Below are 14,663 nucleotides of genomic sequence, written 5' to 3'. Positions count from 1 at the left end.
TCTGGACGTGGCCGTCGCCTTCTTCGACCTGGACAGGACGCTGCTCGCCGCGAACTCCGCGTCGCTCTGGGTGCGCCGCGAGCTGGCGCTGGGCCACATCTCCCGCTGGGAGGCCCTGCGCGCCAGCCTGCTGCTCACCCGTTACCACCTGGGCTTCGTGGCCATGCAGGACGTGCTCCTGCGCGCCACGGCGCTGCTCACGGGCTCCGACGCGAAGGCCCTGGAGGCGCGCTCCGCGGACTTCTACGCGGAGGCCGTGCGCGGGCAGTACCGGCCCGGGGCCCTGCTGGCGCTGGAGGCCCACCGCGAGGCCGGGGACCGGCTGGTGCTCCTGACGTCGTCCTCGGGCTACCTGTCCGACCTGGTGGCGCGCGAGCTGTGCCTGGACGGCGTGCTGTGCAACCGCTTCGAGGTGGACGCGGCGGGGCTGCACACCGGGCGCCCGCTGGGAGCCGTGTGCTTCGGCGAGGGCAAGCGCTTCTACGCGGAGGCCGCCGCGAAGGACGCGGGGGTGCCGCTGTCCGCGTGCGCCTTCTACACGGACTCGTACTCAGACCTGCCGGTGCTGGAGGTGGTGGGGCGCCCGGTGGTGGTGAACCCGGACCACCGGCTGCGCCGCGAGGCCCGGCGGCGGGGCTGGCCGGTGGTGGACTGGGGCGTGCCTCCGGGAGGCGCCACCCCGTCCGTCCCTCCGTCGCCGCCGCTGGTGCCCTCCACCGGCCCCTGATGAGGAGGCGGGCGCGGTGGAGGCGCGTCGCCTTCTTCAGCGGCGCGGGGACACGAGCCGCATGGTGAACGTGTAGTCCACGTTCGCCGGGCGGCCCTGGTACTGGATGGGCTTGTAGACGCGGGACTGGAGCGAGTCGAGCACCGCCTTGTCCATGTGCTGCACCATCTTCAGGATGCGGCAGTTCTCCACGAGCCCCTTGGTGGTGATGGTGCAGCGCACCGCCACGAGCCCCTCCGCCTTGATGGCGAGCGCCTCGCGCGTGTAGGCGATGTCCCGGCCCTCCTCCAGCAGCACCGGCCGCTCCATGGCGTCGTTGAAGGGGATGACGGCGTTCGGGTTGACGGGGGCGAGCGCACCGGTCGTCAGCGACGGCACCGCCAGGCTGCCCGCCGCGCTGACCGGCGCCGCGGCGGAGGCGCCCAGCGCGCCCAGCGCCTTGTCCGACGTCGTGGCGGGGACCGCCGCCGGGGTGGCCGGGGCCGTGGCCTGCATCATCACCGGCGCCGCGAGCCCACCCGGCGTCGCTGGGGCCACGTTCTCGAAGTCCTCAGGGGTGGAGGCGCTGGCCAGGTCCACGCGGCTCGGGCGCTCGCCGCCGCCCCGGCGCTTGGTCAGCTTCTGGGACAGCACCACCTCACCGGAGCCGCCGGTGATGATGGTCTCCGTCTGGTAGCCCTCCAGCGCGAAGGTCAGCTCCGCGGTGATGCTGCCCTCGCTGCCCAGGGGCAGCTCCATCACGAAGGGCGTCACGCCCTTCTCCTTGCCCTTGTAGTAGACGCGCGCGCCGGACGGCTGGCTCATCAGCCGGAAGCGCACCTTGCCCGGCGCGGGCGCCGCCGTGGGGGCCTCCGCCACCGGGGCCTGCGCGGTGGGGGCCGTGGCCGGGGCCGCCGGCTGCGCGGGCCTCTCCTCGGGGCCGCTGCCGCGCAGGAGGAACAGCGTGATGCCCACCAGGCCCGCCACCATCACGCCACCCAGCGCGCCCATCATCAGCGTGCGCTGGCGGGCGCGCTGCACGTCCGCCGGCACCTCCACGCTGATGTCCACCGCGAGCCCGCCGTCCGCGGGCTCCGCGTTGCCCACGTTGGCGAACAGCGGGGACGCGTAGGGGCCCGTCGTCGGCGGCGAGGGGTAGGGGCCCGTCGTCGAGGCGCCGCCCAGCCGGCGGAACACGCCGCTGTTGCCGCCCGCGGCCATGTGCGCCTCGCGCAGGCCCTCCAGCAGCTCGTCCATCGTCTGGAAGCGCCGCGCCGGATCCTTCTCCAGGCAGCGGCGCACCACCATTTCAATCTCCGGCGGCACCGCGAGGTCCGGGCGCACGGACTGGAACGTGGGGGGCGGTTCCTTGTAGTGGGCGAAGATGAGCTCGATGTGGTCGCGCGCGATGAAGGGCGGCCGGCCCATCAGCATCTGGAACAGCATGATGCCCAGCGAGTACACGTCGCTGCGGGCGTCCGCGATGTTGCGCGCCTGCTCCGGCGCCATGTACTGGGGCGAGCCCAGGAACGTGCCGTTCTGGGTGATTTCGGGGCTGACGGGCCCCTCCTGCTGCGGCGCCACGGACTTCACGAGGCCGAAGTCCAGGACCTTCACCAGGTCCTGATCCGCCTCGTTGAGGATCATGATGTTCGCGGGCTTCAGGTCGCGGTGGACGATGCCCAGCGCGTGCGCCTCGCGCAGCGAGCGGCACACCTGCTGCGCCACCGACACCGCGCGCGCCCAGGGCAGGGGGCCCGCCTGGCCCAGCACCTGCTGGAGCGTACGACCCTCCAGGTACTCCATCGCGATGTAGTAGATGCCGTCGTCCGTCTGCCCGTAGTCGATGACGGTGACGGTGTTCGGGTGCCGCAGCTTCGACGTCAGCGACGCCTCGCGCAGGAAGCGCTTCTGGAAGCCGGGGTCGCGGCTGCTCGGGAAGTTGGGGTTGAGCACCTTGAGCGCGACGACCCGCTCCAGGGGGGCTTGCAGGGCGCGGTACACCTTGCCCATGCCACCCACGCCCAGGGGCTCCAGAATGCTGAAGCGGCCGTTCAACGTCCGGCCGATGAGCGGATCCGTTCCCGGCGCCTCTGGGCTCGGGGAATCGCTCTTGATCATTCGTGTCCCCTAGAAGCTGCGTGCAACATGGTTTCTCCGGCAAAAGCAGCGCACCTGCATCCAAGCACAACTCGCCGGTGCGGCGCACGCCAAGGGGGTCCGGAATCCACCACGTCGGGGCAAGCGCGACCCCGGTCGCAGGGGGGGATGTGAGTCGCGACCTTCGGGTAAGCCCGCATTGCGTTGGGCAGGGCTCCCGGATTACGGTTTTTGTTCCTGCCCGCCATGCGGTGGGCCGAGTTCTCCAGATGGCCGAAACCCCCAGAGTCCCCGTTGCTCCTCAAGCGCGCCGGATCTCCGTGCAACAGCGCCTGAGCGCGCTGGAGGCGGAGCAGAACCAGTTGCGCCAGGAGCTCGTCTCCCTGCAGGGCGAGGTCCGCCTGCCAGGCCTCTACCTGACCGTGGAAGCAGGCGACACGACCGCGCTCGTGCCCGCGAAGCAGGTGCAGGAGGTGGTGCGCCTGGTGGCGTTGGATCCGCTGCCTGGCGCGCCGGCGCACGTGTCCGGTTCCTTCGTCTACCGCGGCAGTCCGGCGGTGGTGGTGGACGTGGCGCGCCTGCTGGGCGTCCGGCGCACGCCGGATCTGGACTCGCTGCTGGTGGTGGTGGACGCGGGCCGGATGGTGGCGCTGCTGGTGGACCGGGTGAAGGACCTGGTGGAGACGCCGGTGCTGGTGGACGGCTCTCCCAACGGCGAGGAGAAGCTGCCCTGGGACGGCACCGGGCTGATGGCCGGGCTGTGCCGCACGCCGGAGGGGCTGCGCCCGCTCTTGCGCACGAGCGCGCTCCTGAACGGTACGGAGGGCCTGTGAGCGAAGGGCTTCTCGACGACGCCACGCTCGCGAAGGTCGAGGAGGTGCTCCAGGGCGCCTGCGGCCTGACGCTCGCGAGCAGCCTGCGTCGCTCGTTGGAGCCCGCGCTGTCCCGCGCGGCGCTGACGCGCCACATGTCCGAGGCGGCCTTCCTGCGCCAGTTGCTCATCCGCGAGCCGACGGCGGTGGAGGCGTTCATCGAGCACGCCGTCATCGGCGAGACCTACTTCTTCCGCCACCCGGAGCACCTGCGCGCGCTGGCCTCGCGGGCCCGGCTGCACCAGGGGGGCCCATTCCACGTCTGGAGCGCGGGCTGCGCGAGCGGCGAGGAGCCCTACAGCATCGCCATGGCGCTGATGGCCGCGGGGCTGGGCAACGGCGGGCGCTTCCGCGTGCTGGCGACGGACGTGTCCGGCCGGGCCCTGCAGCGCGCGAAGGCCGGCGTGTACAGCCCGTGGTCGCTGCGGCGCATCGAGCCGGACCTGGAGAAGCGCTTCCTGGTTGCGCACCCGGGCGCGGCGGGCAATGACGCGCAGCACACCGTCACCCCGGAGGTCGCGCGCACGGTGGACTTCCGCCGCCACAACCTGGCCACGGACGCGGTGCCGTCCCTGGGCTTCCACGCCATCTTCTGCCGCAACGTCCTCATCTACTTCACGCCGCAGTTGGTGCGCGCGGTGCTGAGCCGGCTGGTCAGCGCGCTCGCGCCGGGCGGGCTGCTCTTCGTGTCGCCCGCGGAGGTGCCGCTCACCAACGAGATGGGGCTGGAGACGCTGGACGTGGACGGCACCCCCGTGCTGCGCCTGCCGCTGGAGCAGCCGTGGACGGCGGGCGAGTCCGCCACCGTGGCCGCTCCGCGTCGCGACGCCCAGGCGGCCCTCGCCGCCGCGCTCCGCCGGGAGACGCCGGTGCCGGGCAGCCTGCGGCTCTCGCCCCGCGCCACGCCCGCGACCCTGCAGGCCTTCTCGGCGCGGCCGTCCAGCCCGGCGCCGGTGGCGGAGGCTCCGCGGTCCCAGGCCCCGGCCTCCACGCCGGCGGCTCGCGCGGCCCAGGACGCGGGCCTGCTGACGCGGGCGCTGGAGGCGGCGCACGCGGGCCAGTTCGACGAGGCGGAGGCGCTGGCGCGCGAGGCGGCGCGGGCGCTGTCCCCGGAGGCGTACCTGCTCCTGGCGATGGTGGCCGAGTCGCGCAACGACCTGGACGCGGCGGTGGAGGCGGTGCGAAAGGCGTTGTACCTGGAGCCGCAGTTGGCGCTGGGACATGCGACGCTGGTGGCGCTCTACAGCCGCCTGGACCGGCGCGAGGACGCGGAGCGCGCGCGGCAGAACGCGCTGCGTGCGTTGGATGGATTGGATGACGAGCACCCGCTGCGAGGCGTGGAGACGACGATGACGGCGGGGGGCCTGCGGCAGGCGCTGGCTCCCCGTTCTTCGCAGATGGGCTGGCAGGGCGCGCGCTGAAGGCCCGGGGCGCGCCGGTACACGTGAGGTGGGGACAACGTGGAAGCGAAAGGTTTGAAGATGGCGTCGCCTCAAGGGGCGGATTCGACCAGGCTCAGCCTGCGGACGAAGATCCTCGGGGGCACGGGCATCTTCGGCATCGTGCTGGTCGGCATCCTGACCTTCGCGTTCTGGATGCAGATGAGCGACGGTCTGCTGGATGAGCTCACCAAGCGCTCGCGCGCGGTGGGCATCGGCATGGCGTTCAGCGTGGCCGCGTCCGCGGCGGCGAACGACGCGGCCATGCTCCAACTGGGCACCGACGCGGCCCTCAAGAGCGTGCCGGACATCGCGTACATCGTCATCCGCGACGCGAGCGGCAAGGTGCTGGCGCGCTCCGCGGACGAGCACTTCGCGACCGCCGCCGCCGTGGAGCCCGCGGACGGCGACGGGGTGGTGGACCGCCTCTTGACGGCCGGCACGCTGCCCGTGGTGGAGACGACGGCGCCCATCCTCTTCGGCCCGCCGGGCGGCGCGCTCAAGCGCGTGGGCACCGTGCAACTGGCGCTGGACCGCGAGGCGCTGGCGGAGTCGCTGTCCTCCAGCACCTGGCGCACCGCGGGCCTGGGCCTGCTGGTGCTGGTGCTGGGCCTGCTGGCCGCGGCCGGCATGGCCAGCCTCTTCATCGTGCCGCTGGAGCGGCTGGCCCGCGCGGCGGTGGGAATCGCCGCGGGGGACCTGCGCCAGCAGATCGACACCACCGGCACGGACGAGATTGGCGAGCTGGCGCGCAGCTTCGCCACCATGGCGGACGCGCTGGTGCACCTGCTGCACGACCTGCGCGGCGCGGCCACGGACCTGGAGCACGAGGCCGCGGGCGTGCTGGCCACGTCCACGCAGCAGTCCGCGATGGCGCACCAGCAGGCGTCCGCCATCAACGAGACCAGCACCACGGTGGCGGAGATCGCCCAGACCTCCAAGCAGGCCACGTCCTACGCGGACGCCGTGATTGCCCAGACGCAGAAGTCGGAGTCGCTCAGCGCCCAGGGCCAGAAGGTCGTCACGGAGAGCGTGGAGGGCATGGAGAAGCTGGGCGAACAGGTGAAGGCCATTGCCCTGGCCATCACCGACCTGAACGAGCGCACGCTGCAGATCAGCGACATCATCGGTCAGGTGAAGGACGTGGCGGAGCAGTCCAACCTGCTGGCCCTCAACGCCTCCATCGAGGCGGCGAAGGCGGGCGAGCACGGGCGCGGCTTCGCCGTGGTGGCCACGGAGATGCGCACGCTGGCGGAGCAGTCCCGGATGGCCGCCGACCAGGTGCGCGTGCTCCTGGGCGAGGTGCAGAAGGGCACCCGCGTGGCCGTCACCACGACGGACGAGGGCAGCCGGCGCGCCCAGGCGGCGATGGAGCTTGCGCGCGGCGCGGGCTCCACCATCCTGGGCCTGTCGGAGGTCATCCGCGAGTCGTCCGGGGCGGCGCGGCAGATCGCGGGCAACACGCGGCAGCAGACCATTGGCGTGGAGCAGATCGCCACGGCGATGGGCGAGCTGACGTCCGCCATGAGTGATTCGGTGGAGGGCACCCGGCGCATCGAGCAGGTGGCCGGCAACCTCTCCATCTTGTCGAAGCGCTTCTCTGAACTTGTAGGCAGGTACCAGCTATGAACAGCAACGTGACGGGCGGGGCACGCAAGGCGGCCAAGGTGCTCATCGTGGAGGACACGAAGACCATCACCAACCTCCTGCAGGTCTATCTGATGGGGTGGGGGCTGGACTTCCTGGACGCGCCCAACGGCGCGGTGGGACTGAAGCGGGCGCGTGAGCAGAAGCCGGACCTCATCATCTCCGACGTGCAGATGCCGGAGATGGACGGCTTCGCGCTGTGCGCGGCCATCCGGGGCGACCCGAAGCTGCACGACACGCCCTTCATGCTGCTCACGTCGCTGAAGGACGACGCGAGCCGCCAGAAGGGCAAGCTCGTCGGCGCGAGCGCGTTCCTCAACAAGCCGGTGTCCGTGGACGACCTGCGCTCCAAGGTGCGGGACATCCTCAAGCTGCCGGCCACGAAGTACTGAGCCGCCCGCCCATGTCCAACGAAGACCGCAAGCTCCAGCCCATCGACTTCGAAGAGCTGAAGGCCTCGCTCGACGCCGCCCAGATGCTGCTGGAGGGCGCCACGGTGGTGAGCGCCCACAAGCGGCGCGAGGTGTTGCACCAGCGCGCGGTGGCGCTGGCCAACTCGCGCCACGAGACGCGCCAGGAGGTCGTCACGGTGCTCGCCTTCCACGTGGGCGGCGAGCGTTACGCGGTGAAGATCGACTACGTGGACCACGTGCTGGAGTCGCGCGGGATGTGCTCGCTTCCCGGGGCGCCGCGCCACGTGCTGGGGGCGCTGCTGTCGCGCTCGCGCATCGTGCCGGTGCTGGACCTGCGGCAGTTGTTGGGGTTGGAGGGCGGGGGCATGTCCGACCTGAGCAAGGTCGTGGTGGTGGAAGTGGAGGACGAGGCGTTCGGGCTGGCGGCGGAGGTCGTGGACGGACGGCTGGAGTTGCCGCGCGCGGAGCTGTCCCAGCCGCCGCCGGGGCCGTTCCTGTTCCTGACGTCGGACCGGCTCACGGTGCTGGACCTCACACAGCTGGGCAACCCGGCGGCCGCACGGCGCGGCTAGAGGGGACTGGGTTTCATGGATCCGCAGTTGCTGCGCAGCATCTGGCCGGTGTTCGCCGCGGAGACGCGCGAGCAGATTCAGGCCATCGGGTCGAAGGTGCTGGGGCTGGAGCAGCCCGCCAGCGCCCGCGACGCGGACCTGCTGCCGTCGCTCAAGCGCGTGGTGCACAGCCTCAAGGGCTCCGCGGCGAGCCTGGGGCTGGACGACATCGAACGCATCGTCCACGCCATCGAGGACGGGCTGTCCCACGTCGACGTGGATCAGCCCATCTCCCGGGGCGCCGTGGAGGCGATGCTGCGAGGCCTCTCCGCCATCGAGAACGCCCTCAACCGGGGCGACGCGGGCGAGCAGCCCGTGGTGGAGGGCGTGGCCGCGCTGCTCAAGGCCCTGGGCCACGAGGAGCCGGCCGCCCCCGGCTCAGACGACGCCGCCATCAACGGCCCGCTGGGCGAGGACGGACTCAAGGCGCTGGTGGCGCTGGAGAACGCGCTGAGCACGCTGGTGTCCCCCAAGGTGGAGGACCGGGCGGGCGCGGTGCGCGCGGCGGTGGACCAGGCGCACGCCCTGCGCCAGAGCGCGGAGGCCGTCCAGGCGGACGCGGTGGCCTCGCTGGCGGAGGCCGCGGCGCTGGGCTTCACGCGCATGGAGGAGGGCGGGGACGCGGCGGGCCAGGCGGCGTCGGAGGTGGCGGGCGCGCTGGTGGACCTGCGCATGGCGCTGAGCGTGGCGGAGGACGCGGGCGCGATCCCGGAGCCCGAGCCCGCGAAGCCGGCCCCGGCCCCCGCGGCGAAGCCCGTGGCGCGCGCGAACACCCCGGCCCCGGAGGGGCGCGCCGGGACGGTGGACCGCGCGGTGCGCGTGTCGGTGAGGACGCTGGACTCGCTGGCGCTCCAGGTGGAGCACCTGGTGTCCGGGCGCGCGCAGCAGGGCCGGCGCACGGAGGGCTTCCGGTCGCTGACGGATCAGGCGCACGAGGTCCTGCTGCACCTGGAGCGCGCCGCGTCGCAGTTGGCCATGGCCGGCGGCGGGTCCGCGCTGGAGCCGCTGCGCACGGGCGTGGGCCTGATGCGCACGATGCAGAAGCGCCTCCTGGAGCACGCGAAGGAGGCGCACCGCGACGGTGAGCAGCAGTCGCTGGTGGCGCAGGTCATCCGCGACGACCTGCGCGATCTGCGCATGGTGCCGGCCTCGCAGGTGCTGGAGCCGCTGCGGCGCACGGTGCGCGAGACGGCCTCGCGGCTGGACAAGGAGGTGGCGCTGGAGCTGGGCGGCACCGACGTGCGGCTCGACCGGCGCATCGTGGACGCGCTGAAGGATCCGCTGGTGCACCTGGTGCGCAACGCCATCGACCACGGGCTGGAGATGCCCGCGGCGCGCAAGGCGGTGGGCAAGCCGGAGACGGGCCGGCTGGTGGTGCGGGTGGAGGCGCGGGGCACGCGCATCGGCGTCATCGTGGAGGATGACGGCGCGGGCCTGGACCCGGTGCGCGTGCGCGCGACGGCGGTGCGCCGGGGCCTGATGAACCAGGAGGCGGCGGACAAGCTGTCGGACGCGCAGGCCGCGCGGCTCATCTTCCAGCCGGGCTTCTCCACGCGCGACGAGGTGACGTCCACGTCGGGCCGCGGCGTGGGCCTGGACGTGGTGCTGGCCACCGCGCAGCGGCTGCAGGGCAGCGTGGACGTGGAGTACACGCCCGGCAAGGGCACGCGCTTCATCGTGGACCTGCCGCTGACGCTGGCCGCGGCGCTGGGCCTGCTGGTGCGCACCGGCACCACCGTCACCGCCATCCCCTCCGACACCGTGAAGCGCGTGCTGCGGCTGGACGCGGACGACGTGGGCACGGTGGCCGGACGCGTGGTGGCGCGGCTGGACGGCGAGCAGCTCACGTTCCTGTCGCTCGCGGAGGCCATCGGGCTGCCGCGCATGCCGCTCGCGCTGGAGTCCGGCCGGCGGCAGACGGCGGTGCTCCTGTCCCTGGGCGAGGAGCGCGTGCTGTACGCCATCGACGAGGTGGTGGGGCAGCAGGAGCTGGTGGTCCGCTCGCTGGGCAAGCACCTGCGGGACGTGACGCACCTGGCGGGCGCGGCGGTGCTGGACGACGGCCGCGTGGTGCCGGTGCTCAACGCGCCGGAGCTCCTGCGCGCGGCCAAGCCGGACACGCGCACCTCCTCGGGCGAATCCAAGCTGCCGCGCATCCTGGTCTGCGACGACTCGCTCACCACGCGCTTCGCCATGAAGTCGCTGCTGGAGATCGCCGGCTACCCGGTGGTGACGGCGTCGGACGGCGAGGAGGCGTGGCAGGTGCTGGAGCGCGTGCACTGCCACCTGGTGGTCAGCGACTGGCAGATGCCCCGGCTGGACGGCGTGGGACTGGCCCGGCGCATCAAGGGCCACCCCATGTTCCGGCGCACGCCCATCATCCTGGTGACGTCGCTGGACAGCAACGAGGACCGCGCGGCTGGCCTGGAGGCGGGCGCGGACGGCTACCTCGTCAAGCGCGAGGTGGAGCGCGGCAAGCTCCTGGAGCTCGTGCGCCAACTGCTGCCGGGCTGAAGCAGGGCAGGCTGGCCTGGAACGACGACGCCCCGTCCTTCGCCTGAGCGCGAGGGACAGGGCGTCTGTTCTTTCCGGCGTCACCGCGCTTCAGCGCGGGCGGACCCACGCCTTGGGCCAGTCGTCGAACTCGGTGACCTCCTGGTCGTCGACGAGCAGCGTGTACATGGACTCCTCGGGGAAGTCGCCGATGCGCAGGCGCAGCTCCTTGCCCTCCGCCTTGGTGCGCAGCGGGTGGAGCGGGTCCGACGTCTTCACCCACTCCAGCTTCTGCTTCATCAGTTGATCAGCAGTCATAGCTTTGCCTGTGGCTTGGCGTAGATGTTGTCCACGGCCTGGTTGGTGCGCTGCGAGCTGTTGATGATCTTGTCGTACGCCTGCGCCTCGCTCAAGCCGCTCTTCTTGGCTTCGCCGACGAGCTGGTCGAACGAGGGGCCGTCCAGCCGGCCGTACTTGAAGAAGTCACGCGCCTTGAGCAGCGCGGATTCGAACGTGCCCATGAACTGGCGCGCGTCCACGCGGGCCTGATGGCGGATGGCGTGCGCGGCCTTGGCGCGGTCCTCCAGGGACGCGCCCTGCGCCGCCAGCTTCGCGTCGTTCGCGGGGATGCCGGCGACCTGCTGCTTGTACCAGGCGCGGATCTCGCTGTTCGTCGTCGGCTTCTTCGCGCCCACCTCCGTGCTGTTCACCCTCGCCGCCCCCTCGGGGTTGCGCGGGCGGTTGGCCGTCGGCGGTGCCGAGTTCGACCGGGTGGGCTTCGCCGGCGTCGAAGCCGGCGACGTCGTCGTCTGGGGCTTCGAGTCCATGGAGTTGCTTCGACGCGGCTGCGGCGTGGACAGCGCCGAGTCGGACTGCGTGGAACGCACGCTCGAGCTTCGGTTGAGCTTCATGGGGGAGGCTTTCGGGGGCAGGAAGGAAAACCGCTTTCCCTTTTATCGCACTTGCGAGTAGGCGAGTTGCGACCTCCACCCACCTTTCGCGCCCTGGCCCGACGTCTCCCGCTTTCTCATCCCTCAGCGTTGGGCGGGTACGGGAAAGGCGTCATCTCCAGGCAGTACCAGGGTGAGCTCCAGCCGGGGCTCCTCGGCCACGGCCAGCGTGCCTCCCACGCGCTCCGCGAGCTGCTGGAGCATGGCCCGCGTCCGCGCCGTCAGGGCCGCGCCGGGGCAGGCCCGGACGCGCAGCAGCCAATGAGAGGCTTCCTGGGCGGGGCCCAGGTGGACGTCCACGGCCACGGCGCCAGCGGTGCCCCGGGCCAGGGTGCGGGCGAGCAGCTCCCAGTCCGCCCGGGCGCCCCTCACCGGAACGGTCTGCTCCGCGGGCAGCTTCAGCGTGGGGGCGGCGCGGCTTCGCGTGGGCGCGAAGGCTCGCGTCAGCACGGGGCGCAGGTCCTCCAGGCCGGGAACGGGGGGCGCCAGGCGCCGGTCGATGAGCTCCTTCTGATCCGCGGCGACCTTGGCGATGCGCTCCAGGTAGCGCTGTGCCTGCGGGCCCAGCGGTCCCCCGGTGCCCTTGAGCAACATGTCCACGTAGCCCTTCATCACCATGAGCGGCGTGCGCAGGTCGTGCGCCGCGCGAGAGCGCCGCTTGTCCTGCGCCGCCACGGTGCGCTCCAGGCGCCGCTTCGCTTCCAGCAGCCGGGCCTGCCGCGCGCCCTGGGCCACCTCACGCGCGTGCGCCGCGAGCAGCGCCGGAGCGAACGCGCTGAAGCGCGCCACCACGCTCCGCTGAGACGTCGTCAGCGGCGCGGGCCAGGTCTCCAGGATGGAGGGTCGCTTCGAGTCGTTCGCGCGACGGGCGGGCACGTTGCCCACCTTCATCACGCACACGCGTCCTTCATAGAGGGCCGCGCCGGTCGCGCCGGTCAGCCGCAGGGACGCCTTCAGGAGAGCCTCCAGGCCCGCGCGCGTTCCTCCGCGCAGCGCCTGCTCGGCCACCGCCGTCAGCGTCGTTTCCATCCTGGCATCGAGGTCGTCCTCGATGCGCCGCCCCATCCAAGCCCCAGCCCGCACGCGCCAAGGAATGGTCATGCCCGCCGTGAGGCGCAACGGCTCCATCAGGGAGCAATTCCGTTCCGCACCCGGCAGCAATCCTTTACCCACGGTGAGCAGGTCGGGCGGACATTTTTACCGACGCAGGGGCATCCCCCTCACGCCAAACCCTTGCTCTTGCTGGGAAAAGGTTTTGGCCAGCCGCTTGCTAACACCTGCCCACGTCAGGCTGGGCGGGAAGGGGCGGATGGGTACTCTCGATTACTACGCGACGATGGCTCGGATGGCGCCGGGGGCGCTCGCGAAGAGCGCGGTCCGCCGGGTCCAGAAGGTCGCTCGGCAGGCGCTGTACCGCCGCCGGGAGCAGGTGGACGAGGCGCAGTTGCTGGAGTCCTTCGGCGCCACCCGCGCCGAGGAGCTGGTGACGCTGGCGCTGGATCACCGCACGTCGCGGGCCTGGTGTGAGCTGTCGCAGCGCGAGTCCGCTCGCGCCGCCATCCAGAAGCTGCCGGGCGCGAAGGCGCGCACGCTGGAGCGCGCCGGGAAGGCGCTCCGTCAGGAGTGGGACGTCTTCGGCACGCAGGTGGCCTTCGGTGAGGGCAAGCCGGTGGACTGGTCCCTGGAGCCGGTGAGCGGCCGGCGCTATCCGGTGGACCCCGTGGAGCGCATGCCGCTGCACGTGACGGGCATGGATCCGAAGTACCCGTGGGTGATGGCGCGGCTGGACAGCGCGCTGGCGCTGGCCCAGGGCGCGTGGGTGGCGGACACCGGAGCGGAGCGCTCGCGCTTCGCCACGGCCTTCGTCGCGCAGACGCTGGACTTCCTGCAGGCGAACCCCGTGGGCATGGGCGTCCACTGGACGTGCCCCATGGAGATCGCCCTGCGCGCGGCCAACCTCGCGCAGGCGCTGGCGATGTTCGCGGACGCGCCGGAAGTGCGCCGTCCGGAGTTCCTGGTGCCCGTGCTGGGCGCGCTCGCGGAGCACTGCGCCTGGGTGGAGGTCCACCTGGAGGACACCAGCGCGGTGCCCAACAACCACCTGGTCTCCAACTACGTGGGGCTCGCGGTGGTGGGGCTGCTCTTCCCGGAGCTGCCCGGCGCGCCCCGGCAGGTGGCGCTCGCGGCCAACGGCCTGCGCGCGCAGATGGAGGCGCAGGTCCACCCCGAGGGCACGTCCTTCGAGGGCTCCATTCCCTACCACCGCCTGTCGGTGGAGCTGTTCACGCTGGCCTTCCTCGTCGCTCGCGGCGCGGGGCTGTCGCTGGGGCCCGCGTACGAGGCGCGTCTGCGATTGATGTTCGTCGCGGCCCGCGCGTGGTCCTCCGAGCACGGCCTGGCGCCGCAGATTGGTGACAACGACAGCGGCCGCGTGTTCCCGTTCCAGGAGCGCGAGGACGGGGACCACGGCTACCTCGCGGGGCTGGGCGCGGCGCTCTTCAACGACGCGGGGCTGGGCGGCGGCGTGTTCCCGGACGAGGCGGCGTGGCTCCTGGGCGACGCGGGCCTCGTGCGCTTCAACGCGCTGCCCGTGGCTGCCGCGCCCGCGTCTGTAAGCTTTTCGGAAGGTGGCTTCCACATCTTGCGCGGTGAGGGTGTCGTGCTCACCGTCTCGGCCGGAAAACAGGGGCAGCGGGGCGTCGGAGGACACAGCCACAACGACAAGCTTTCCTTCGAGCTTCACCTCGCCGGCCGCCCCGTCATCGTCGATTCGGGCACGGGTTCGTACACGCGGGATCCGGCCCTGCGCAACGCGATGCGGAGCACCGCGGCGCACAACACGCTTCAGGTGGATGGGGCGGAGCAGGCCCCGTTGGATCCGGCGCGGCTGTTCGCGCTGCCGGAGGATGCCCGGGCTCGCGTCGTGGCCTTCCAGCCCGGCGCGAAGCATGACCGGCTGGTGGTGCGCCATGACGGCTACCGCCACCTGCCGGCCCCGGTAGGGATTGAGAGGACCTTCTTCCTCGACCGGCACGTGCGCGCGCTGGCCGTGGGGGACCGGCTCGTCGGAACGGGCCGTCATGAGGTGGTCGGACGTTTGCACCTGCCGGATGCGCAGGCGCGGTGGTGCCAGCCCGCGGCGGAAGTGGTGGCGCGGGCGGGGCGCGTGCAGGAGGGCCCGGAGGCCTTCGCCGCACGGGCCCTGGAGATTGGTCCGGCGGATGCACCCGCGGGTTGGGTGCTCTTCGGGCAGGGGTTGGAGACCCTGCTCGTGCCGTCTCGCTACTCGCCCGCGTATGGGCGCGTGGTGCCGGCGGTGTCGGTGGAGTTCCGGAGGCAGATGACGCCTCCGGCTTGGTTGGGGTGGGTGTTCGTCTTCAGGTGATTGGTGTGGGTCGGGACGTGTGAGCCGGCGAGGCCGCACGTCAACTG

The 14,663-nt window shown here is 72.2% G+C and carries 13 protein-coding genes; 9 read left to right on the top strand and 4 right to left on the bottom strand.

Translation table 11 applies throughout. From position 1 onward, the window contains the following. Window positions 1–7: 7 nt before the first annotated feature. Window positions 8–727, top strand: coding sequence for an HAD-IB family hydrolase (locus K8612_RS04665; protein WP_223744079.1), 720 nt, complete (start codon window positions 8–10; stop codon window positions 725–727). A gap of 36 nt (window positions 728–763) precedes the next feature. Here the strand turns inward: K8612_RS04665 and K8612_RS04660 are convergent, their stop codons facing one another. Continuing rightward, window positions 764–2,827 (bottom strand): protein kinase, encoded by a 2,064-nt coding sequence (locus K8612_RS04660; protein WP_223761381.1) that lies wholly within the window; start codon window positions 2,825–2,827, stop codon window positions 764–766. A 248-nt stretch (window positions 2,828–3,075) separates the two neighbouring features. Between K8612_RS04660 and K8612_RS04655 the strand changes: the two genes are divergently transcribed. Genes K8612_RS04655 through K8612_RS04630 form a run of 6 tightly spaced genes read left to right on the top strand, consistent with a single transcriptional unit; the run spans window position 3,076 to window position 10,302 of the window. Beyond that, window positions 3,076–3,639: a chemotaxis protein CheW gene (locus tag K8612_RS04655; RefSeq protein WP_223744077.1), complete on the top strand. Its 564-nt coding sequence runs from the start codon at window positions 3,076–3,078 to the stop codon at window positions 3,637–3,639. Next, window positions 3,636–5,099: a CheR family methyltransferase gene (locus K8612_RS04650; protein WP_223761380.1), complete on the top strand. Its 1,464-nt coding sequence runs from the start codon at window positions 3,636–3,638 to the stop codon at window positions 5,097–5,099. The genes K8612_RS04655 and K8612_RS04650 overlap by 4 nt, the downstream gene beginning before the upstream one ends. Before the next feature lie 39 nt (window positions 5,100–5,138). Next, entirely contained in the window at window positions 5,139–6,746 is a 1,608-nt protein-coding gene (locus K8612_RS04645; protein ID WP_373692079.1) for a methyl-accepting chemotaxis protein, read from the top strand. Then, on the top strand, window positions 6,743–7,156 hold the full coding sequence (locus K8612_RS04640; protein ID WP_014398150.1) for a two-component system response regulator: 414 nt from the start codon (window positions 6,743–6,745) through the stop codon (window positions 7,154–7,156). The genes K8612_RS04645 and K8612_RS04640 overlap by 4 nt, the downstream gene beginning before the upstream one ends. Before the next feature lie 11 nt (window positions 7,157–7,167). Further along, window positions 7,168–7,749 (top strand): chemotaxis protein CheW, encoded by a 582-nt coding sequence (locus K8612_RS04635; protein ID WP_223744074.1) that lies wholly within the window; start codon window positions 7,168–7,170, stop codon window positions 7,747–7,749. Window positions 7,750–7,764: 15 nt separating this feature from the next. Beyond that, window positions 7,765–10,302 carry a response regulator gene (locus K8612_RS04630; RefSeq protein WP_223744073.1) on the top strand — a complete coding sequence of 846 codons (2,538 nt, stop codon included), beginning with the start codon at window positions 7,765–7,767 and terminating at the stop codon, window positions 10,300–10,302. 90 nt (window positions 10,303–10,392) lie between these two features. Here K8612_RS04630 and K8612_RS04625 read toward each other — a convergent pair whose 3' ends face one another. Together K8612_RS04625 and K8612_RS04620 are read right to left on the bottom strand one after the other, a co-directional pair. Next, entirely contained in the window at window positions 10,393–10,581 is a 189-nt protein-coding gene (locus K8612_RS04625) for a hypothetical protein (RefSeq protein WP_199724589.1), read from the bottom strand. A 14-nt stretch (window positions 10,582–10,595) separates the two neighbouring features. Next, the gene (locus tag K8612_RS04620) at window positions 10,596–10,991 is read right to left on the bottom strand and encodes a hypothetical protein (RefSeq protein ID WP_223744072.1); all 396 of its coding nucleotides are present in this window, start codon (window positions 10,989–10,991) and stop codon (window positions 10,596–10,598) included. Here K8612_RS04620 and K8612_RS04615 point away from each other — a divergent pair. Then, window positions 10,981–11,253, top strand: a complete 273-nt coding sequence (locus tag K8612_RS04615; protein WP_223744071.1) for a hypothetical protein — start codon at window positions 10,981–10,983, stop codon at window positions 11,251–11,253. The two genes, K8612_RS04620 and K8612_RS04615, sit on opposite strands and share 11 nt — an antisense overlap. Before the next feature lie 62 nt (window positions 11,254–11,315). Here the strand turns inward: K8612_RS04615 and K8612_RS04610 are convergent, their stop codons facing one another. Then, window positions 11,316–12,260, bottom strand: coding sequence for a histidine kinase dimerization/phospho-acceptor domain-containing protein (locus K8612_RS04610; RefSeq protein ID WP_223744070.1), 945 nt, complete (start codon window positions 12,258–12,260; stop codon window positions 11,316–11,318). Window positions 12,261–12,540: 280 nt separating this feature from the next. Here K8612_RS04610 and K8612_RS04605 point away from each other — a divergent pair, with 280 nt between their 5' ends. Next, on the top strand, window positions 12,541–14,616 hold the full coding sequence (locus K8612_RS04605; RefSeq protein WP_223761379.1) for an alginate lyase family protein: 2,076 nt from the start codon (window positions 12,541–12,543) through the stop codon (window positions 14,614–14,616). Window positions 14,617–14,663 lie beyond the last annotated feature (47 nt).

Source organism: Corallococcus sp. AS-1-6, assembly GCF_020037015.1.
Taxonomy (GTDB): Bacteria; Myxococcota; Myxococcia; order Myxococcales; family Myxococcaceae; genus Corallococcus.
Note: the sequence above shows the minus strand (reverse complement) of the source record. Positions and strands in the feature narration are given on the sequence as shown.